Below are 20,026 nucleotides of genomic sequence, written 5' to 3'. Positions count from 1 at the left end.
AAAAGAGCGGCAAAACCAGCAGGTAACGAAGAGTTATCCACACCGGAATAGATGTACTACGCTGTCTCGGGGTGGGTCAGATTTAGATGAAATCGGTGGGTTAAGACTCGGTGGAAATCAACACCTCGGTCTCAAAGCGAATCCAGACAGGAACGGCTGCCCCCAATTCCAGGACATAGTCGACCGGAACCTGGGCAAGCAACTGCAGGCCGAAAAGCGCCCCAAGCTGGGCCTGAAACCCAATACCTCCTGCTGCTGCAGCGCCACCGCTGGAGATACCGCGGGAACTAGTCGGATGCTGTGAGGTTGCCAAGTTGACTCGCTAAAGTTGACGGGGGTATGGCCGCAGTGATTGTACAAGGCGAACTGCTCTCAGTCGCGTAGACAGGCCGCGCCCTCAGGCACTCCCCTGCGATTTTTCATTGCTAGGTAGATTTGGGCTAGGCGGTCACCGCCCACTGCTCGCGGAGCGATTGAGATTACTCTCACTGCCCCCCAGTTGATGCGATGGCAGATAGCCCGCCTACCGTTAGAAGTCGAGGTTACCCAAAAGAGCGAGCACAAAAAGCAGAAAGCCCTCATACCGAGGGCTTTCAATTTCACTACAGTTTCAAAACTTTATTGCACTGTCCAGTCTGGATTTTCCAATCTCTATTGCACTTTCCAGACTATATTGTCACGCTACAATGCCCGGACTTACGCGAAGTTCTTCGCTGCGAAGTCCCAGTTCACGATATTCCAGAACGCTTCGACGAACTTCGGACGTGCGTTGCGGTAGTCGATGTAGTACGCGTGTTCCCACACGTCGATCGTCAGCAGCGGCTTGTCGGCCGTCGTCAGCGGCGTGGCGGCGTTGCTCGTCGACACGATGTCGAGCGAACCGTCGGCCTTCTTCACGAGCCATGCCCAGCCCGAACCGAACGTGCCGACCGCGGCCTTCGTGAACGCTTCCTTGAATGCGTCGTACGAACCCCACTTCGCGTTGATCGCGTCGCCCAGCGCGCCCGACGGTGCGCCGCCGCCGTTCGGCGACAGGCTGTTCCAGAAGAACGTGTGGTTCCAGATTTGCGCGGCGTTGTTGAAGATGCCGCCCGACGACTTCTTCACGATCTCTTCCAGCGACAGGTTTTCGAATTCCGTGCCCGGGATCAGATTGTTCAGGTTCGTCACATATGCCTGGTGATGCTTGCCGTAGTGGTACTCGATCGTCTCTTTCGAGATGGTCGGCGCGAGTGCGTCTTCAGCGTACGGGAGCGGCGGGAGCGTATGAGCCATGGCGATTCCTTCGTTGAGTATGTAGGGAGGCTGTGTTGAATGCTGCCGAGCGTCCGATTGTAGGCGAGTCCGAATATCCCCGCAAACTCACGGACATTTATCCGCGGTATGCAGAAAATCGCCGCTGACGCTTCATCCGGCAGGACGAGACGACGATGCGCAGCATCCGTTCCCGCGTCCGGCGACCGGTATATCCGGACCGCCGGGCGCGCGACCTTCGTTTCGCTTACGCCGTCGTCGTCGTCGTCGTCGTCACATCGTGTCGGTCAGCCGCGGCTGCACGTCGGCGAGCGACACGTCGGCCGAGCCTTCCGCAAGATGCACGGTGAGTCGGCGCTGCGGCTTCAGCGCGCTCGGCGCGCGCACCGCGCGGCCGGTCTGCGCATCGATCAGCGCCGCATAGCCGCGCTCGAGCGTGCGCTGCGGGCTCAGCACCTCGAGCCGCGCCGCGCAGGCCGACACGCGCGCGGTGTCGCGCTCGTGACGGCGCTGCAGCGCCATCGCGAGACGTTGCGACAGCCCGGCGAGCGCCTGACGCGCCTGCGCCGGGTCGGGCCGCGCGCGCTGCCAGCGCAATTGCGCGAGCGCGAAACGCGCACGCGCGTCGCGCACCGGCCGCGACGCCGCCGACGCGAGCCGCACCGCCAGCTGTTCGACGTGCGTGCGTTGCCGCTGCAGCCGTTCGGCCGGACTGACGAGCCGGCGCGCGAGCCAGTCGAGCTGCTGCGCACGCTGCTCGAGCCCGCGTTCCAGGCTGCGCGCAAGCGCGCGCTGACGGTCGGCAACCTCGCGCAACAGCAACGCGCGCTGCGGACTCGCGAGCTCGGCCGCGCCGGTCGGCGTCGGCGCGCGCAGGTCGGCCGCGAAGTCCGCGATCGTGAAATCGGTTTCGTGGCCGACGCCGCTGACGACCGGCAGTTCGCTCGCCGCGATCGCTCGTGCGAGCGCTTCGTCGTTGAACGACCACAGATCCTCGATCGACCCGCCGCCGCGACAGACGAGCAGCACGTCGACCTCGCGCCGCGCATTCGCGGTCTGCACGGCCGCGACGAGCTTTTCGGCGGAACCGGCACCCTGCACGGGCGCCGGATAGACGATCACCGGAATGTGCGGCGCGCGGCGCGCGAGCGTGGTCAGCACGTCGCGCAGCGCGGCGGCCTGCAGCGACGTGACGATGCCGATCGCGCGCGGGTGCGCCGGCAGCGGCCGCTTGCGCTCGGCTGCGAACAGCCCTTCGGCCTCGAGCTGCGCCTTCAGCCGCAGGAACGCCTCGTACAGACGCCCTTGGCCCGTGCGCCGCACGGCCTCGACGTTGAGCTGCACTTCGCCGCGCGGCTCGTACATTGTGACGACCGCGCGCACCTCGATCCGGTCGCCTTCGCGCGGCGTGAATTCCGCGTACTGCGCGCGACCGCGGAACATCACGCAGCGCATCTGCGCCTGCTGATCCTTGATCGAGAAATACCAGTGGCCGCTCGCGGCGCGCGTGAAATTCGACACTTCGCCCGAAATCCACAGCAGCGGAAACGAGCGCTCGAGCATCGTCGAAATCGCGCGATTGAGCGCCGAAACGGGAATCACTTCGTCGCCGCCGCGCGTGGCGCCGGGAGCGGAAAAAGGAGAGTCGGAAAGCATGGGCGGTCGGATGAATGCTGGCGGCGACACGATAGTCCGACACGCGCGCGGCGTCCAGCGCCGGCCGCGCGCACTGCAACACGCGGAAGGTGTCCACACTCTGGCAATCGTCCGCCAAAAACGCTTGAAAACCGTGAAAAAAACCAGACAATTCCGCGTAACACGTTGATTTTTATATATTTTTAAACCTTACAGTTTTGTTCGACGCCGATTCGAAGTCCATCTGGCGGGCGTTTGACGCGAACGGGCGGGGAGTTTTTCACAGAGTTATCCACAACCCGCTCCGATCTGCCCCCATCGGATGCGTCGCCCGGCCGCGCTTGCCGCGCCCGCGTGCGGCGCGCTAGAGTGCCGCCTTCCGAAGACCTTGCGGCATGCGCCGCCCAACGGAGAATCCGTCTTGATGAATCCGTCCCACGCCGCGGTGCATGACGCGCCGCATCCGGCCCGATGAGCGCGCCCGGCGGCCCGCTCGCGCGGCTCGAAGCACGCCTCACGCGCGAATGGCAGCGACGCGGCGCCCTCGCCTGGGCGCTCACGCCGTTCGCGTGCGTGTTCGGCCTGTGCGCGGCGCTGCGCCGCACGGCCTACGCGCAGGGCTGGAAGCAACCGGTCGACGTCGGCGTGCCCGTCGTCGTGGTCGGCAACGTGACCGTCGGCGGCACCGGCAAGACGCCGACCGTGATCGCGCTCGTCGACGCGTTGCGCGCGGCCGGGTTCACGCCGGGCATCGTGTCGCGCGGCTACGGCGCGAACGTGAAGGCACCCACCGCGGTCACGCCCGCATCGCGCGCGAGCGCGGCCGGCGACGAGCCGCTGCTGATCGCGCGCCGCACCGGCGCGCCGGTGTGGGTGTGCCCCGACCGCGTCGCGGCCGCGCAGGCGCTGCGCGCCGCGCACCCGGACGTCGACGTGATCGTCAGCGACGACGGCCTCCAGCACTATCGCCTCGCCCGCACGGTCGAGCTCGTCGTGTTCGACCACCGGCTCGGCGGCAACGGCTTCCTGCTGCCGGCCGGGCCGCTGCGCGAGCCGCTGTCGCGTCACCGCGACGCGACACTCGTCAACGATCCGTACAGCGGCGCGCTGCCGCCGTGGCCCGACACCTATGCGCTCGCGCTCACGCCGGGCGCCGCGTGGCACCTCGATCAGCCGGCGCTGCGCCGCCCGCTGTCGCAATTCGCGAACGAGCGCGTGCTCGCCGCGGCCGGCATCGGCGCGCCGGAACGCTTCTTCGCGACGCTGCGCGCGGCCGGCCTCGCACCGGCGACGCGCGCGCTGCCCGACCACTACGCGTTCGCCGACAATCCGTTCGTGGACGACGCGGTCGATGCGATCCTGATCACCGAGAAGGATGCAGTAAAATTGGGCGCTTCCTGGCGCGACGCTCGGCTGTGGGTCGTCCCCGTCGAAGCCGCGCTCGATCCTCGCCTCATTGCCCTCGTTGTGGAGAAACTCCGTGGACGCTCGCCTGCTTGAAATCCTTGTGTGCCCTATCTGCAAAGGCCCGCTCCACTATGACCGCGCCGCGCAGGAGCTGATCTGCAACGCGGACAAGCTCGCCTACCCGATCCGCGACGGCATCCCCGTGATGCTCGTCGACGAAGCACGCCAGACCGTCGAAGGCACGCCGGTCGACTCCGCCGGGCCGGCCGGCAGCTGACGCCGCAGCGCTGCACCGGCGCCCGGCCGCGGTTCGCCGCGGCCGCGTGCCGGCCCCTGCTCCGGGCGGCCTGCCTTCGACGCGCCGCCCGCCCCGCTCTTCTCACCGCCCAGCCCCGATGACTCATCCGCAGCCCTTCATCGCCGTCATTCCTGCCCGGCTCGCGTCGACGCGTCTGCCGAACAAGCCGCTCGCCGATCTCGGCGGCAAGCCGATGGTCGTCCGCGTCGCCGAGCGTGCGCGCGAAGCGGGCGCGCAGCAGGTGCTCGTCGCGTCCGACGCGCAGAGCGTCCTCGACGCGGCCCGCGAGCACGGTTTCGAAGCGGTGCTGACACGCGCCGACCATCCGTCGGGCACCGACCGGCTCGCGGAAGTCGCCGCGACGTTCGGGTGGAGCGACGACACCGTCGTCGTCAACGTGCAGGGCGACGAACCACTGATCGACCCGGCGCTCGTGCGCGACGTAGCGTCGCACCTCGCCGCGCATCCGGACTGCGCGATCGCGACCGCGGCGCACCCGATCCACGCCGCCGCCGACGTGTTCAACCCGAACATCGTGAAGGTCGCGCTCGACGCGCGCAACGTCGCGATGTACTTCTCGCGCGCGCCGATTCCGTGGAGCCGCGATGCGTACCAGCCGCACTGGCCCGACGTTGCGGCCATGCCGGCACCGGCCTTTCCGGTCCATCGTCACATCGGCCTCTACGCGTATCGCGCGCGTTTTCTGCGCACCTATCCGTCGCTCGCGCAGGCGCCGATCGAGCAGGCCGAGCAACTCGAACAGCTGCGCGCGATGTGGCACGGCGAGCGCATCGCGGTGCTGATCACCGAACATGCGCCCGAAGCCGGCATCGACACGCCGGCCGATCTCGCACGCGTGCAGGCCCTTTTTCGGCCGGGTTCAAAATAACCCGTGGCATAATCAGGCGATTGTGCGAGCCGTCCGCGACCCGCGCGTCCTCGCTTGACCCCGCCACGGCCCGCCCCGGCAGCCGCGCGTCGCTTTTCGCCGACGCGCCGCATCAGACCGGTCCGCCGCGCGCAAGGCAAGCCCCGCGCACGCTGTCGCCGACACTTTTACGTCTCGCCACACGAATCTACATACTGGAGATATCACCATGCGTTTGATCCTGTTGGGCGCGCCCGGCGCGGGAAAGGGCACCCAGGCAAACTTCATCAAGGAAAAGTTCGGCATCCCGCAAATCTCGACGGGCGACATGCTGCGCGCGGCCGTCAAGGCCGGCACGCCGCTCGGCATCGAGGCGAAGCGTTTCATGGACGAAGGCAAGCTCGTGACGGACGACCTGATCATCGGTCTCGTGAAGGAGCGCCTGAAGGAAGCCGATTGTGCGAACGGCTATCTGTTCGATGGCTTCCCGCGCACGATCGCGCAGGCTGACGCGATGAAGGACGCCGGCGTCGCGATCGATTACGTGCTCGAAATCGACGTCCCGTTCTCGGAGATCGTCGAGCGCATGAGCGGCCGCCGCACGCATCCGGCGTCGGGCCGCACGTACCACGTCAAGTTCAACCCGCCGAAGGTCGAGGGCGTGGACGACGTGACGGGCGAACCGCTGATCCAGCGCGACGACGACAAGGAAGAAACCGTCAAGAAGCGTCTCGAAGTGTACGAAGCGCAGACCAAGCCGCTGATCAAGTACTACGGCGACTGGGCGCAGCGCGGCGAGGAAAATGGCCTGAAGGCCCCGCAGTATCGCAAGATCTCGGGCCTCGGGAGCGTCGACGAAATCCGCGAGCGTGCGTTCGACGCACTGAAGTAAGCACAGCGTCGTGCACCGCGAGCCGCCCTTCCGGGCGGCTTTTTTTTCGTCTGCTGCAGCCGTTTCGTCTGACCTGGGTTCGCACGACCGTGCCGCACTGGCCGGCGCGCGACGGCGCCCCGTACAATCGATCGAACGCGTGCGCCGTGTGGATCGGCGCACCGGCCTTTCCTCCGATCGACCGGCATCGGACCCAAAACCAAGGAGACAGTGATGGAGATTCGCGGCAACGTCTTTCTGATCACGGGCGGCGCATCGGGCCTCGGCGCCGGAACGGCCCGCATGCTCGCGCAGGCCGGCGGCAAGGTCGTGCTCGCCGACCTGAACGAGGCGGCCGGCACGGCGCTCGCGACCGAGCTGGGCGGCCTGTTCGTGCGCTGCGACGTGTCGAGCGAGGCCGATGCGCAGGCGGCCGTCGACGCCGCGACGCGCGCGGGCACGCTGCGCGGCCTCGTGAACTGCGCGGGCATCGCGCCCGCCGCGAAAACCGTCGGCAAGGACGGCGCGCATCCGCTCGACGTATTCGCGAAAACGATCAATGTGAACCTGGTCGGCACCTTCAACATGATCCGGCTCGCGGCCGCTGCGATGGCGGCGACCGCGCCGAACGACGGCGGCGAGCGCGGCGTGATCGTCAGCACCGCGTCGGTCGCGGCCTACGACGGACAGATCGGCCAGGCCGCGTACGCGGCGTCGAAGGCCGGCGTCGCGGGCATGACGCTGCCGATTGCACGCGACCTGTCGCGCAGCGGCATCCGCGTGATGACGATCGCGCCCGGGCTGTTCGAGACGCCGATGCTGCTCGGCATGCCGAAGGACGTGCAGGACGCGCTCGGCGCGATGGTGCCGTTCCCGCCGCGGCTCGGCAAACCGGACGAATACGCGATGCTGGTGCGCCAGATCGTCGAAAACCCGATGCTCAACGGCGAAGTAATCCGCCTCGACGGCGCGATCCGGATGCAGCCGAAGTAAGGGCCACGCAATTGCTAATGAAAAACGCCCGCGATGCGGGCGTTTTCACGTTCGGCGTTTCGGCGCCACCGCGACGGCTCAGTCCTCGTCGTCGCGTTGCATCCGCTGCCGCAACTCGGTCACCTGCGATTCGACGACGGTCGCGTCGTCCGCATCGGGCCGCTCGCCGAGATACTGCTCGAGATCCTCGAGCGCCGGGCGCAGATAGTCGAGCCGCGCATAGGCGAAGCCGCGGTCGCGCACCTCGTCGAGCTGTTCCGGCAGCAGGATCACGAGCCGCTGCTGCACGGCAAGCAGCCGCTGCCAGCGTTCCGTCTGCAGGTAGATCGTCTTCAGGTTGCGCAGCATCCGCGCGATGATCTCGCGGCTCGTGGCCGGCTGCAGCAGCGCGCGCAACGCGCTGTCGACCGCGCCCGCCGCACGCGCGACGTACGGCTCGAGCATCTCGACCATCTCGGCTTCGGACAGCGAATGACCGTTGGTCGGATCGATGATCAGGTCGCCGTCCGGCAGCGTCACGCGCAGCAGGAAGTGGCCGGGAAACGACACGCCGCGCGCCGGCACGCCGATCTGCTCGGCGAGCTCCAGGTACAGCACCGACAGCGAGATCGGAATCCCGCGCCGCCGCTTCAGCACCGCGTTCAGGTGGCTGTTATCGGGGTCGTAGTAATCGTTGTGATTGCACGCGAAGCCGAGTTCGCGGAAGAAGAACTCGTTCAGCGCGGCGACGCGGCCCTTCAGGTCCGCATCGTCGGCGAGCCGGCGGCGCAGCCGCGCGGCCAGCATGTCGATTTCGGCCAGCGTGCCCTGCAGGTCGAGGTCGGGATACGCGTCCTGTGCGAGCGACAGCGCGGTTTCCGTGACGGGCAGACTGTCGTCGTCCGCCACGAGCGTGCTGAAGTAGTCGAGGACGCGGGTCATTGCGGTCGTCACTTGGCGCGCCTTCTGAAGTAAGCGTATTTGAAGCCCATCACCCACAACATACCGAAATATAGTGCAGCGAACAGCACCAGGCACGCCGCCATCAGCGCGATTCGATCGAGCGGCTGCGCACGCATGCCGGTCCAGTCGAAGCTGATCGCGCACCAGTGCATCAGGCCCGCGAGCACGAGCGCCGCGCCGATCAGTTGCATGAAGAAGCGCAGCCAGCCCGGCGACGGCTGGTAGATGCCGCGCTTGCGCAGCCCGAGGAACAACAGCAGCGAGTTCAGACATGCGCCGACGCCGATGCTCAGCGTGAGGCCCGCATGGCCGATCAGCGGCACGAACACATAGTTTGAGATCTGCGTGACGATCAGCACGCCGATCGCGATCTTCACGGGCGTCTTGATGTCCTGCTTCGCGTAGAAGCCCGGCGCGAGGATCTTGATCAGGATGATGCCGACAAGGCCGATCCCGTAGGTCGCGAGCGCGCGTGCGACCATCGTGACCGTATGCGCGTCGAACTTGCCGTAGTTGAACAGCGTCGCGGTGAGCGGCGTCGCGAAGAAGAACAGCGCGAGCGCGCTCGGCGCCGCGAGCAGGAACGTGACGCGCAGCCCCCAGTCGAGCAGTGCCGAATACTCGCGCGAATCGGCGTCGACGTGCGCCTTCGACAGGCTCGGCAGCAGGATCGTGCCGAGCGCGACGCCGAGCAGCGCGGTCGGGAATTCCATCAGGCGGTCGGCGTAGTTGATCCACGACACGGCGCCCTGCCCGAGCCGCGACGCGATGTTCGTGTTGATGATCAGCGACAATTGCGCGACCGACACCGCAAACGTCGCGGGCACCATCTTCGCGAGCACGCGCTTCACGCCGGGATGACGCAGCGCGCGCACCGGGTTGAGGCCGATCAGCGGCACCATGTCGATCTTCTTCAGCCCCGGCAGCTGCACGATGAACTGCAGCACGCCGCCGACGATGACGGCCCATGCGAGCGCGTAGACCGGCACCTTCAGGTGCGGCGCGACGAACACGGCCGCGGCGATGAACGCGACGTTGAGCAGCACCGGCGCGAACGCCGGCAGCGAGAAGCTCTTGTAGGTATTCAGCACGCCGGACGCGAGCGTCGTCAGCGAGATGAACACGATGTACGGGAACATGATCCGCGTCATCGTGACCGCGAGCGGGAACGCCTGCCCGTCGGTATGCAGGCCGGACGCGACCGCGAACACGACCCACGACGCGCCGGCGATCCCGAGGACCGACAGCACGGCGAGCGCCCAGGCGAGCACGGTCGACATCGCGTCGACGAGCGCCTTGGTCGCATCGTGCCCCTGCTGGTTCTTGAACTCGGCCAGGATCGGCACGAACGCCTGCGAGAACGCGCCTTCGGCGGACAGGCGGCGTAGCAGGTTCGGGATGCGGAAAGCGACGTAGAACGCGTCGGTGTATTGACTGGCGCCGAACGCACGGGCGATCAGCGTCTCGCGGGCCAGTCCGGTCACGCGCGACAGCAGCGTGAAGCCGCTGACCGTCAGCAGGGCTCGGAATAGATTCATGGGGCGCTTATTATACGGACGTTGCGTGTCCCGGCACGGACGGATGCCGAAAAGGGCCCATGTCGCCGGCGCCCCCGTCCGGCCGACGTCACGTTGACCTTGCCACGCGCTTGATTTTGTTGCTATAATCGCCGGTTTCTGAGCCTGTTACATGCACGGCGCCTGTCGTTTTCATGTCTCGGCCTCGGTTAAAATCACCGTTTTTTATGCGCCCCTGGGCAATCGTTCTCAGGGGACGGATCGAAAAGCAGCGCTTGGCCGTCAGGCTCCAAGCTCTGGAAACAGGACAGGATAAGGAACCGTCATGGCTAACTCCGCACAAGCACGCAAGCGCGCCCGCCAAGCCGCGAAGGCAAATTCGCACAACTCGGCGCTGCGCTCGAAATTCCGTACCGCGATCAAGTCGGTTCGCAAGGCTGTTGAAGCCGGCGACCAGGCAAAGGCTGCCGAGCTGTTCAAGGCTGCCGTGAAGACGATCGACACGATCGCCGACAAGAAGATCGTTCACAAGAACAAGGCCGCTCGCAGCAAGAGCCGCCTCGCCGCAGCCGTCAAGGGTCTGCAGGCAGCAGCGTAAATCCGGTGCGCCCGCTCTCGCGGGCGTTCCTGTTTCCTGCGATCGCAAAAAAGCCCGCCTAGGCGGGCTTTTTGTCGTGCGTCGCCTGCGCATCGCGCCGGGCGACCGTCAGACGCGGGCGCGGGATGCTCCCCTCGCCCGCCCACAACTCACTTCTTCTCGTTGTAGTCCGGCAACTCGCACGCCTCGGTGACGACGAGGTTGTTGTCCTTCGCAAAGTTCAGCACGAAATCGAACGCCATTGGCTCGATGTCGCGCAGCCGGGAATCGAGGATCACGCATTTCAGGTCGCCGAGCATCGTCGGGCGCACGTACAGCGAATATTTCAGGCGCGCGTTCGGCCCGCTCGCACCCGGCCCGAAACAGGCCATCACGCCGGCCAGACGCTCCGACCAGTCGCTCGGGCGAAACTTTTTCCCGTCTTTCGTGATGCCCTGGATGAAGAATTCGGTCGGAGGGGTTTCAGCCATGTGGTTACCCAAGTGACGGCCCGGCGATGTCCAGGCGACGGCGCCTGGATACGCGAACACAAAGCTGGAGTGGACGGCGACACATGCGCTCCGATATCCCGAAAACAGGACGTCGCTGCGTGCCGCCGGCGCGCCGCACCGGATTTGTGCAGCGCATGGCTTGTGTCCGGCAGAGCGCGAAGAGCCTTGCCTGCCGGGCTGGAGAAAACTTTTGGATTATACCGCAGCGCGACATCGCGCGTCGTCTCGCGGCCCCTCTTCCGGCATCCTCCCGTGCGCGCGACGATCCCGCCCCGGTTTTCGGTGCGGCTCGTCAAAGCACAGAAAATCCTTTATGCTGCTTTGAGTTATCCACACCCGACGGCGGCGCCGTCCGGCCCCGCTGCCGGTTCAGACCCGCCGTATTTCGTTTCATGACCGCCAAAACCATTCGTCACTACCTGCAGTTCAAGGATTTCTCGCTGGAAGACTACGAGTACGTGCTCGAACGCACGGGTATCCTGAAGCGCAAGTTCAAGAACTACGAGACCTATCACCCGCTGCACGACCGCACGCTCGCGATGATCTTCGAGAAGAGCTCGACGCGCACGCGCCTGTCGTTCGAAGCCGGCATCTTCCAGCTCGGCGGCCACGCGGTGTTCATGAGCACGCGCGACACGCAGCTCGGCCGCGGCGAGCCGGTCGAGGATTCCGCGCAGGTCATCTCGCGGATGGTCGACATCATCATGATCCGCACGTTCGAGCAGGACGTGATCACGCGCTTCGCGGAAAACTCCCGCGTGCCGGTGATCAACGGCCTGACCAACGAATACCACCCGTGCCAGGTGCTCGCCGACATCTTCACGTACTACGAGCACCGAGGCCCGATCGCCGGCAAGACGGTCGCTTGGGTCGGCGATGCGAACAACATGCTGTACACGTGGATCGAAGCCGCGCAGATCCTCGGCTTCAAGCTGCGCCTGTCGACGCCGCCGGGCTATGCGCTCGACATGAAGCTCGTGTCGCCGGACAGCGCGCCGTTCTACGAGGTGTTCGACGATCCGAACGAAGCGTGCAAGGGCGCCGATCTCGTGACGACCGACGTGTGGACGAGCATGGGTTTCGAAGCCGAGAACGAAGCGCGCAAGCAGGCATTTGCCGACTGGTGCGTCGACGAGGAAATGATGGGCCACGCAAACGCGGACGCGCTCTTCATGCACTGCCTGCCCGCGCACCGCGGCGAGGAAGTGACGGCCGGCGTGATCGACGGCCCGCAGAGCGTCGTGTGGGACGAGGCGGAAAACCGCCTGCACGTGCAGAAGGCGCTGATGGAGTTCCTGCTGCTCGGCCGCCTCAAGCACTGATCGCAGCACCCGCGCGCCGCCGGCACCGGGCGGCATGCGAAAAAAAGCGCCGATTGTCGATCGGCGCTTTTTGTTTGTACGGGGCGAAAGCGAATGAAATGCGCGGTACGAAGCGCCGCGTTACAGGCACACCGGCTCGGGTTCGAGCTCGACGCCGAACCGCTCGCGCACGTCGTCCTGGATCGCGCGCGCCAGCGCGAGGACCTCGGCGCCCGTCGCGCCGCCGCGATTCACCAGCACGAGCGCCTGCCGGTCGTGCACGGCCGCCGCGCCGAGCGCGCGCCCCTTCCAGCCGCAGCGGTCGATCAGCCAGCCGGCCGCGAGCTTCACGTGCCCGTCCGGCTGCGGATACGACACGACTTCGGGCACGCGCGCGCGCAGCGCGTCGAACTGCGCGGCGTCGATCACCGGATTCTTGAAGAAACTGCCCGCGTTGCCGAGCACGAGCGGATCGGGCAGCTTCGCGCGGCGGATCGCGACGACCGCGTCGAACACGTCGCGCGGCGTTGCCGCGTCCGGCGCGATGCCGCGCGCATCGAGCTCGCGCGTGACATCGGCGTAGCCGAGCCGCGGCGTCCAGCGCTTGGGCAGCCGGAACGTCACCGCCACGATTGCGAAGCGGCCGCGCCCTTCCCGCTTGAAGACGCTGTCGCGATAGCCGAACGCGCAGCGCGCGGCGTCGAAGCGCTCGCTGCGCCCCGTCGCGAGCTCGACGGCGACCAGCGAGTCGAAATACGTCTTCATCTCGAGGCCGTACGCGCCGATGTTCTGGATCGGCGCGGCGCCGACGGTGCCCGGAATCAGCGCAAGGTTCTCGAGGCCAGGCATCCCGTGCTCGAGCGTCCACGCGACGAACGCGTGCCAGATCTCGCCGCCGCCGGCCTCGACGTACCATGCGTCGTCGTCCTCGCGCACGACGCGGCGGCCGGCGATCTCGTCGAGCAGCACGACGCCGTCGAAATCGCGCGTGAACACGACGTTGCTGCCGCCGCCGAGCACGAGCCGCGGCAGCGACGCGACGCGCGGGTCGCGGTGCAGCGCCTCGAACTGCGCCGCCTGCGTGATGCGCGCGGCAAAGCGCGCCTTCGCGGCGATGCCGAACGTATTGTGCGCGGCAAGCGGATGGTCGGGGAGCAGCGACAGGGCGGAATCGTCAGGAGGCATCGGCATTCGCGGTCACGTCCGCCGGGCGGGCTCACGGCCGGCCTTGGGCAAACGGAGGGGCATCGGTAAAATGGCAAACAGTCCGCAATTATAGCGAGTGCCCGCGCGCGAGCCGGGCGCCCGCATCTCAAGGGAGAATGCCATGCCATCGTTCGACGTCGTTTCCGAAGCGAACATGATCGAAGTGAAGAACGCCATCGAGCAGTCGAACAAGGAAATTTCGACGCGTTTCGACTTCAAGGGCTCCGACGCGCGCGTCGAGCAGAAGGAGCGCGAGCTGACGCTGTTCGCCGACGACGATTTCAAGCTCGGCCAGGTCAAGGACGTGCTGATCAACAAGCTCGCGAAGCGCAACGTCGACGTGCGCTTCCTCGACTACGGCAAGGTCGAGAAGATCGGCGGCGACAAGGTCAAGCAGATCGTCACCGTGAAGAAGGGCGTGACCGGCGACCTCGCAAAGAAGATCGTCAGGCTCGTGAAAGACAGCAAGATCAAGGTGCAAGCGAGCATCCAGGGCGACGCGGTGCGCGTGGCCGGCACGAAGCGCGACGACCTGCAGAGCGTGATCGCGATGCTGCGCAAGGACGTGACCGACACCCCGCTCGACTTCAACAACTTCCGCGACTGATCGACGCCGTCGACCGCGCAGTCGACCGATCACGCCGCGCCGCCGGGCCCCGCACGCAGGGCGCCCCGGCGGGCGGCAGCAGTCATCCCCTTCCTCAGACCTTCCCGCCGTCCTGCGCACCGCCGTCGGACGCGACCTTCTTCTTGTCGCCGATCCGGCTTTCCTGCCCCGCCAGCAGCTTCGAGATGTTGCCGCGGTGACGCCACACGAGCAGCACGCTCATCGCGAGCACGGCCCACGCGACCGGGTTGTGGCCGGTGCCGAACAGGAACACGTCGAACACCGGTGCGAACACGGCCGCCACCAGCGCCGCGAGCGACGAATAGCGGAAGAAGAACGCGACGATCAACCAGGTCAGCGCGGTCGCCAGGCCGAGCACCGGATGCACGGCGAGCAGCACGCCGGCCGCGGTCGCGACGCCCTTACCGCCCTGAAAGCGGAAGAACACCGGATACAGGTGGCCGATGAACACGGCGATCGCGACCCACGCGACGGCGACGTCGGACAGCCCGAAGTGCCGCGCGAGCCAGACGGCGAGCCAGCCCTTGAACGCATCGCCGACGAGCGTCAGGATCGCGGCCTTCTTGTTGCCGCTGCGCAGCACATTGGTCGCGCCGGGATTCTTCGACCCATACGAACGGGGATCGGCCAGGCCCATCGCGGCGCTGACGACGACGGCAAACGACACCGAACCGATCAGGTAGGCAACAAGTGCGGCGAGCAGGATCTGCATGCGGAGAACTCTTCTTTCAACGTATCGGTGAAGGGGCGGCCGGGCACGGCATGCCGGCCGGTTGCGGCGGGCGCCGTCGCGGCGAACCGCCGGCAGGCCGTGGCGGCCGGCCGTACGAGCCGACCGGCCGAAACGGCGCTCATTCTACCGAACGAGCACGGCCTGCCACGAAGGTGAAACCCTCAGTCGACGCTCGCGCACTGCACGGGCGTCGCGCCGAGCAGCGTCGTGAGCACCGCCGGCGCGAGGCTGACGAGATAGCCGCGGCGGCCGCCGTTCAGGTAGATCGTCGGCAATTCGAGGATGGTCGACTCGACGTACACGGGCATCGTCTTGCGCGTGCCGAACGGCGACGTGCCGCCGACCAGATAGCCGGAATGGCGGTTCGCGACATCGGGCTTGCACGGCTCGACACGCTTCGCGCCGATCTGCCGCGCGAGGTTCTTGGTCGACACCGTGCGATCGCCGTGCATCAGCACGATCAGCGGCTTCGCGTGCTCGTCCTCCATCACGAGCGTCTTCACGACGCTGTGTTCGTCGACGCCGAGCTGGCGCGCCGACTCGCCGGTGCCGCCATGCTCGACGTAATCGTACGGATGCTCGCCGAAGGCGACGCCGTGGCGGCGCAGCAGCTGGGTCGCGGGTGTCTCGGACACGTGTCTGGATTTGCTCATGGCGGCATTTTAATGGCGAACGACCGCCGGGCGGGCGTCGACACACGACCGCACCGTCCCGTGTTCGGGGCGGCATGCCGCGCACCGGCGGTATACTCGCGGCCCTTTTGCACCGGTGCGCCGGGCGAGCCCCCGTCGCCGCGGCGCGCCCGTCCATCATCATTGCGCACATCGCGAAGTGCTATTGCCCGATTGGCCGATTGTGGCGCGCCCGCCGTCATGGCACGATCGTTCGCAAAACTTGCCGCGCCGCCGCCCGGCCCTTCTTCTGGAGACGCCATGTCCTCGCCTGTCCGTTCATCCGCGCCGCTCGACGTTCCGGCGTTGCTCGCCGCCTTGCCCGCGCGCATCGCCGACGTGCCCGCCCGCTGGGCTGCGCAAGCGCCTGCGCATCCGGCGCTGATCGAGGACGCGCGCCGCCTGTCGTACGGCGAGCTGTCGCGAGCGGTCGATGCAGCCGCCGAGCGGCTCGCGCGCCTCGGCGTGCACGGCGGCGATCGCGTGATGATCGTCGCGGAAAACAGCATCGCGCAGATCGTGCTGCTGTTCGCGGCGGCGCGCGTCGACGCATGGGCGCTCGTGTCGAACGCGCGGCTGTCGGCCGGCGAACTCGATGCGATCGCCGCGCATGCGCGGCCGAAGCTGATCGCATTCGCGACGGAGGCATCGCCCGATGCGCGCGCACACGCGGTGCGCCACGACGCGACGCCGGCCGACGCGCTGCCGGTCGACATCGGCGCGTGGTCGTACCGCGTCGACCCGAGCGCGCCCGACGAACCGGTGGCGGCCGATGGCGCCGCGCAATGCGCGGCGCTGATCTACACGACCGGCACGACGGGTTCGCCGAAAGGCGTGATGCTGTCGCACCGCAACCTGCTGTTCATCGCGGCGACGTCGAGCGCGCTGCGCCGCGTGTCGCCGGACGACCTCGTCTACACGGTGCTGCCCGTGTCGCACGTGTACGGGCTTGCGTCGGTCTGCCTCGGTAGCCTGTACGCGGGCGCGACGCTGCGGCTCGCGCCGCGCTTCTCGCCGGAGGCCGTGCGCGTTGCGCTTGCCGACGAAGGCGTGACGATCTTCCAGGGCGTGCCCGCGATGCACGCGAAGCTGCTCGAACACCTGCATACGCACGCGCACGCGTGGCGCGCGCCGCGGCTGCGTTTCGCGTATTCGGGCGGCTCGCCGCTCGACGCCGATCTCAAGGCGCGCGTCGAGCGCGTGTACGGCGTGCCGCTGCACAACGGCTACGGAATGACCGAGAGCAGCCCGACGATCACGCAGACGCCGCTCGACGCGCCGCGTGCCGACTGCTCGGTCGGCATGCCGATCCCGGGCGTCGAGATGCGGATCGTCGCGCCGGACGGCGCCGACGTGCCGCAGGGCGAAGTGGGTGAAATCCGCGTGCGCGGGCCGAACGTGATGCTCGGCTACTACCGCAACGCGGAGGCCACGCGCGCGGCCGTGTCGCCCGACGGCTGGTTGAGCACCGGCGATCTCGCGCGTCAGGAAGCCGACGGCTCGGTGACGATCGCGGGCCGCAGCAAGGAGTTGATCATCCGCTCGGGCTTCAACGTGTATCCGGTCGAAGTCGAACAGGTGCTGAACGCGCACCCGGACGTCGTGCAGGCGGCCGTCGTCGGACGCGCGGTCGAGGGCAACGAGGAAGTGCTCGCATTCGTCGAACTGGTGCCGGGCGCGACCGCGACCGAGGCCGCGCTGCAGGCGTGGTGCGCGGAACGGCTCGCGCCTTACAAGCGGCCCGCGCACATCCGCGTGCTCGATGCGCTGCCCGCCGCATCGACGGGCAAGGTGCTGAAGCACAAGCTGCGCGAACTCGCGTGACGCGCGGGCTGCATCCCGCGTGTGGCCCGCGCGCGCCGCGCTAGCCGCGCGGGTGGTGTTGCGCGTGCAGCGTCTTCAGCCGCTCGCGCGCGACGTGCGTGTAGATCTGCGTGGTCGAGATGTCGCTGTGGCCGAGCAGCAACTGCACGACGCGCAGGTCGGCGCCGTGGTTCAGCAAATGCGTCGCGAATGCGTGCCGCAGCGTATGCGGCGACAGGTGCGCGCGCACGTCGGCCTGCTGCGCATGGCGCTTGATGATGTTCCAGAACTGCTGGCGCGTCATCCCGTCGCCGCGTCCGGTCACGAACAGCGCGTCGGCCGCGCGCGCGCCGAGCAGCGCGGGCCGCGCGTCGCGCAGGTAGCGCTCGATCCAGCCGTGCGCGACTTCGCCGAACGGCACGAGCCGTTCCTTCGAGCCCTTGCCCATCACCCGCACGACGCCCTCGTTGAGCCCGACCTCGACGGTCTTCAGCGTGACGAGTTCGCTCACGCGCAGCCCGCTCGCGTACATCAGCTCCAGCATCGTGCGATCGCGCAGGCCGAGCGGCGTGCCGATGTCGGGCGCGCCGAGCAGCGCTTCGACCTGCGCCTCGGACAGCGTCGACGGAAACCGCGCGGCCTGTTTCGCCGAGGTGATCCGCAGCGTCGGGTCCGCGCTCGCGCGATGCTCGCGTACGGCCCAGCCGTAATAGCGACGGAACACCGACAACCGCCGGTTCGACGACGTCGCCTTGCCGTCGCTGCGCGCGGCGATGTAGCCGGTCACCATCGCTTCGTCGACCGAGTCGAGCGACGCGTCGTGCGTCGCGGCCAGCCAGTGCGAAAACAGCATCAGATCGCGCCGGTACGCATCGAGCGTGTTGCGCGCGAGCCCGTGTTCGAGCCACAGCGCGTCGCAGAACACGTCGATCGACGCGCGGCTCGCGAGCAGCGCGGGCGATGCCGCGGCCTCGTCGCCATTGGCGTCGGGCGCGGGGTCGGGATCGGGGGAAAGCAAGGGTTCACTCATCAGTACGGCACGCCTTCGTGCGCCAGCAGCCAGCGCTTCACTTTCTGGTAATAGCCATTGTCGTCGTGGTTCGCGAAGCCGCCGAGGCCGCCTGCCGCCACGACGCGATGGCACGGAATCACGAGCGGGAAATAGTTCGCGCCGCACGCCTGGCCGACCGCGCGCGGCGCGCCGCCGATCCGCTTCGCGACCTGCCCGTAGGTCTGCACCGTGCCCGGCGGAATGTCGCTGATCACGTTCCACACGCGATGCTGGAAAGCACTGCCGACGTCGGCGAGCGGCAGGTCGAAACGCGCCGACGCGCGCTCGAAATAACGTTCGATCTGCTTGACCGCGCGCGTCGCGAGCGGCGAGTCCGGATCGACCGATTTGACCGACTCGGGCAGATAGACGATCTCGCGCACCACCGCGGCATCGGTGCGAATGCCGACCTTGCCGAACGGTGCGTCGATGACTGCGTTGAACATGAGCTTCTCCTCACCGGTGAAACGCGCGGCGCCGCCGCGCGCCGACGACACTTTACGCCGCCTTCATGCGGCACGCAGCGCCCATTCGACATGCTCGCGCACGACCGGCGACGGATCGTCGGCCCGTGCACGCAACGCGGCGACGATCGCGTCGCGCGCATCGGGCGCGAGCCGGTCGGCCGGTGCGCGCAACGCATTGCCCAGCCCGACCGCGAGATTGCGCAGCCAGCTTTCGTATCCGATGCGCCGGATCGCGCTGCCTTGCATCCGCGTGTCGAACGCGTCGGCATCCCAGCCGAACAGCTCGACGAGCGTCGCGCGGTCGAGCCCGTGCCGCACGTCGAAATCGGCGACGGGCGCGGCCTGCGCGAACTTGTTCCACGGGCACACGAGCTGGCAGTCGTCGCAGCCGTATACGCGGTTGCCGATCATCGGCCGCAGCGGCTCCGGAATGCTGCCTTTCAGTTCGATCGTCAGGTAGGAAATGCAACGGCGCGCGTCGACGCGATACGGTTCGACGATCGCGCCGGTCGGGCACGCGCCGATGCAGCGCGTGCAACTGCCGCAGTGCGCGCCGGGCGTCTCGGGCGCGACGTCGGGCGCGGTTTGCGCGTCGGTCGGCAGCGGCACGTCGACATAGATTTCGCCGAGGAAGAACAGCGAACCCGCGTCGCGCTGCAGCAACAACGTGTGCTTGCCGCGCCAGCCGACGCCGGCCTTCTGCGCGAGCTCGACCTCGAGCACCGGCGCCGAGTCGGTGAACACGCGGTAGCCGAATGCGCCGATCTCGCGCTCGATGCGCTCCGCGAGCGTCTGCAACCGGTTGCGCAGCACCTTGTGATAGTCGCGGCCGCGCGCGTAGATCGACACGACGGCCGCCTGCGGATCGTCGAGACGCGCGCGCTCGCGTGCGCGCCAGTCGTGCGGCACGAGCGCACCGGATGACGCGTCGGGTGCGTCGACGGCGAGCGTTTCGGCCGGCAGATAGGCGAGTCGCGCCGAGATCACGCGTCGCGTACCGGCCACAAGTTCGGCCGGCCGCGCGCGTTTCATCCCGTGTTTCGCCATATAATCCATTTCGCCGTGGTACCCGGCTTCCAGCCAGGCGGCGAGGCCCGCTTCGGCATCCGAGAGATCGGTATCGCTGATGCCGATCGCCCCGAAACCCAATTCGCGCCCCCACGCCCTGATGCGCGCGGCGAGCGCTGTCAACGTCGCATCATCGAGCGCGCATGGCGTCGCGCCTTCGGCACGTGTCGAAGGTCTGTCGGATGCGGCGAGTTCCGGTAATCGGTTCATCGCACTATTTTACG

General features: G+C 67.5%; 20 protein-coding genes. 9 read left to right on the top strand and 11 right to left on the bottom strand.

The window, feature by feature from the left end:
• Positions 1-696 precede the first annotated feature (696 nt).
• Both sodB and xseA read right to left on the bottom strand, forming a co-directional pair.
• On the bottom strand, positions 697-1,275 hold the full coding sequence (gene sodB / locus HWX22_RS15080; RefSeq protein ID WP_044848579.1) for a superoxide dismutase [Fe]: 579 nt from the start codon (positions 1,273-1,275) through the stop codon (positions 697-699).
• A gap of 252 nt (positions 1,276-1,527) precedes the next feature.
• Positions 1,528-2,910, bottom strand: a complete 1,383-nt coding sequence (xseA, locus tag HWX22_RS15075; RefSeq protein ID WP_175915918.1) for an exodeoxyribonuclease VII large subunit — start codon at positions 2,908-2,910, stop codon at positions 1,528-1,530.
• 450 nt (positions 2,911-3,360) lie between these two features.
• Here xseA and lpxK point away from each other — a divergent pair, with 450 nt between their 5' ends.
• From lpxK to HWX22_RS15050, 5 genes are all read left to right on the top strand, one after another.
• A complete protein-coding gene (gene lpxK, locus HWX22_RS15070; protein WP_059527790.1) occupies positions 3,361-4,389 on the top strand; it encodes a tetraacyldisaccharide 4'-kinase in 1,029 nt (342 codons plus the stop codon).
• On the top strand, positions 4,370-4,573 hold the full coding sequence (locus HWX22_RS15065) for a Trm112 family protein (RefSeq protein ID WP_175915917.1): 204 nt from the start codon (positions 4,370-4,372) through the stop codon (positions 4,571-4,573). The genes lpxK and HWX22_RS15065 overlap by 20 nt, the downstream gene beginning before the upstream one ends.
• A 118-nt stretch (positions 4,574-4,691) precedes the next feature.
• On the top strand, positions 4,692-5,483 hold the full coding sequence (gene kdsB, locus HWX22_RS15060; protein ID WP_059527793.1) for a 3-deoxy-manno-octulosonate cytidylyltransferase: 792 nt from the start codon (positions 4,692-4,694) through the stop codon (positions 5,481-5,483).
• A gap of 208 nt (positions 5,484-5,691) precedes the next feature.
• Positions 5,692-6,354: an adenylate kinase gene (gene adk, locus HWX22_RS15055; RefSeq protein ID WP_059690572.1), complete on the top strand. Its 663-nt coding sequence runs from the start codon at positions 5,692-5,694 to the stop codon at positions 6,352-6,354.
• Positions 6,355-6,567: 213 nt separating this feature from the next.
• On the top strand, positions 6,568-7,326 hold the full coding sequence (locus tag HWX22_RS15050; protein WP_059701828.1) for an SDR family NAD(P)-dependent oxidoreductase: 759 nt from the start codon (positions 6,568-6,570) through the stop codon (positions 7,324-7,326).
• 78 nt (positions 7,327-7,404) lie between these two features.
• Here the strand turns inward: HWX22_RS15050 and HWX22_RS15045 are convergent, their stop codons facing one another.
• Positions 7,405-8,247, bottom strand: coding sequence for a SirB1 family protein (locus tag HWX22_RS15045; RefSeq protein ID WP_175915916.1), 843 nt, complete (start codon positions 8,245-8,247; stop codon positions 7,405-7,407).
• Positions 8,248-8,255: 8 nt separating this feature from the next.
• The gene (gene murJ / locus HWX22_RS15040) at positions 8,256-9,806 is read right to left on the bottom strand and encodes a murein biosynthesis integral membrane protein MurJ (protein WP_175915915.1); all 1,551 of its coding nucleotides are present in this window, start codon (positions 9,804-9,806) and stop codon (positions 8,256-8,258) included.
• A gap of 304 nt (positions 9,807-10,110) precedes the next feature.
• Here murJ and rpsT point away from each other — a divergent pair, with 304 nt between their 5' ends.
• A complete protein-coding gene (rpsT, locus tag HWX22_RS15035) occupies positions 10,111-10,383 on the top strand; it encodes a 30S ribosomal protein S20 (protein ID WP_006482211.1) in 273 nt (90 codons plus the stop codon).
• Positions 10,384-10,532: 149 nt separating this feature from the next.
• On the opposite strand, the gene HWX22_RS15030 is transcribed toward rpsT, so the two are convergent.
• Positions 10,533-10,853: a DUF3579 domain-containing protein gene (locus HWX22_RS15030; RefSeq protein ID WP_006762342.1), complete on the bottom strand. Its 321-nt coding sequence runs from the start codon at positions 10,851-10,853 to the stop codon at positions 10,533-10,535.
• Between the two features lie 413 nt (positions 10,854-11,266).
• Here HWX22_RS15030 and argF point away from each other — a divergent pair, with 413 nt between their 5' ends.
• Positions 11,267-12,196, top strand: a complete 930-nt coding sequence (argF, locus tag HWX22_RS15025; protein ID WP_059511839.1) for an ornithine carbamoyltransferase — start codon at positions 11,267-11,269, stop codon at positions 12,194-12,196.
• 120 nt (positions 12,197-12,316) lie between these two features.
• Here argF and murB read toward each other — a convergent pair whose 3' ends face one another.
• Positions 12,317-13,366 (bottom strand): UDP-N-acetylmuramate dehydrogenase, encoded by a 1,050-nt coding sequence (murB, locus tag HWX22_RS15020; protein ID WP_175915914.1) that lies wholly within the window; start codon positions 13,364-13,366, stop codon positions 12,317-12,319.
• 136 nt (positions 13,367-13,502) lie between these two features.
• On the opposite strand from murB, the gene HWX22_RS15015 reads away from it, so the two are divergent.
• Complete coding sequence (locus HWX22_RS15015; protein ID WP_006762345.1) at positions 13,503-13,988, top strand: YajQ family cyclic di-GMP-binding protein; 486 nt, start codon at positions 13,503-13,505, stop codon at positions 13,986-13,988.
• Positions 13,989-14,082: 94 nt separating this feature from the next.
• On the opposite strand, the gene plsY is transcribed toward HWX22_RS15015, so the two are convergent.
• On the bottom strand, positions 14,083-14,721 hold the full coding sequence (plsY, locus tag HWX22_RS15010) for a glycerol-3-phosphate 1-O-acyltransferase PlsY (RefSeq protein WP_175915913.1): 639 nt from the start codon (positions 14,719-14,721) through the stop codon (positions 14,083-14,085).
• A gap of 182 nt (positions 14,722-14,903) precedes the next feature.
• A complete protein-coding gene (gene ybaK / locus HWX22_RS15005) occupies positions 14,904-15,395 on the bottom strand; it encodes a Cys-tRNA(Pro) deacylase (protein WP_044848566.1) in 492 nt (163 codons plus the stop codon).
• Positions 15,396-15,674: 279 nt separating this feature from the next.
• On the opposite strand from ybaK, the gene HWX22_RS15000 reads away from it, so the two are divergent.
• Entirely contained in the window at positions 15,675-17,237 is a 1,563-nt protein-coding gene (locus tag HWX22_RS15000; RefSeq protein ID WP_175915912.1) for an AMP-binding protein, read from the top strand.
• Between the two features lie 40 nt (positions 17,238-17,277).
• Here the strand turns inward: HWX22_RS15000 and xerD are convergent, their stop codons facing one another.
• The 3 genes from xerD to queG form a co-directional block, all read right to left on the bottom strand.
• Positions 17,278-18,246, bottom strand: a complete 969-nt coding sequence (gene xerD / locus HWX22_RS14995; protein WP_175911219.1) for a site-specific tyrosine recombinase XerD — start codon at positions 18,244-18,246, stop codon at positions 17,278-17,280.
• Positions 18,246-18,713, bottom strand: a complete 468-nt coding sequence (locus tag HWX22_RS14990; protein ID WP_175915911.1) for a methylated-DNA--[protein]-cysteine S-methyltransferase — start codon at positions 18,711-18,713, stop codon at positions 18,246-18,248. Before HWX22_RS14990 ends, xerD begins: the two co-directional genes overlap by 1 nt.
• A 63-nt stretch (positions 18,714-18,776) precedes the next feature.
• Entirely contained in the window at positions 18,777-20,012 is a 1,236-nt protein-coding gene (gene queG, locus HWX22_RS14985) for a tRNA epoxyqueuosine(34) reductase QueG (RefSeq protein WP_175911223.1), read from the bottom strand.
• Between the last annotated feature and the right edge of the window lie 14 nt (positions 20,013-20,026).

Source organism: Burkholderia sp. BCC1638 (assembly GCF_902833195.1).
Lineage (GTDB): Bacteria > Pseudomonadota > Gammaproteobacteria > Burkholderiales > Burkholderiaceae > Burkholderia > Burkholderia diffusa.
The sequence above is the reverse complement of the archived record's forward strand: the minus strand, read 5'-3'. Positions and strand labels throughout refer to the sequence as shown.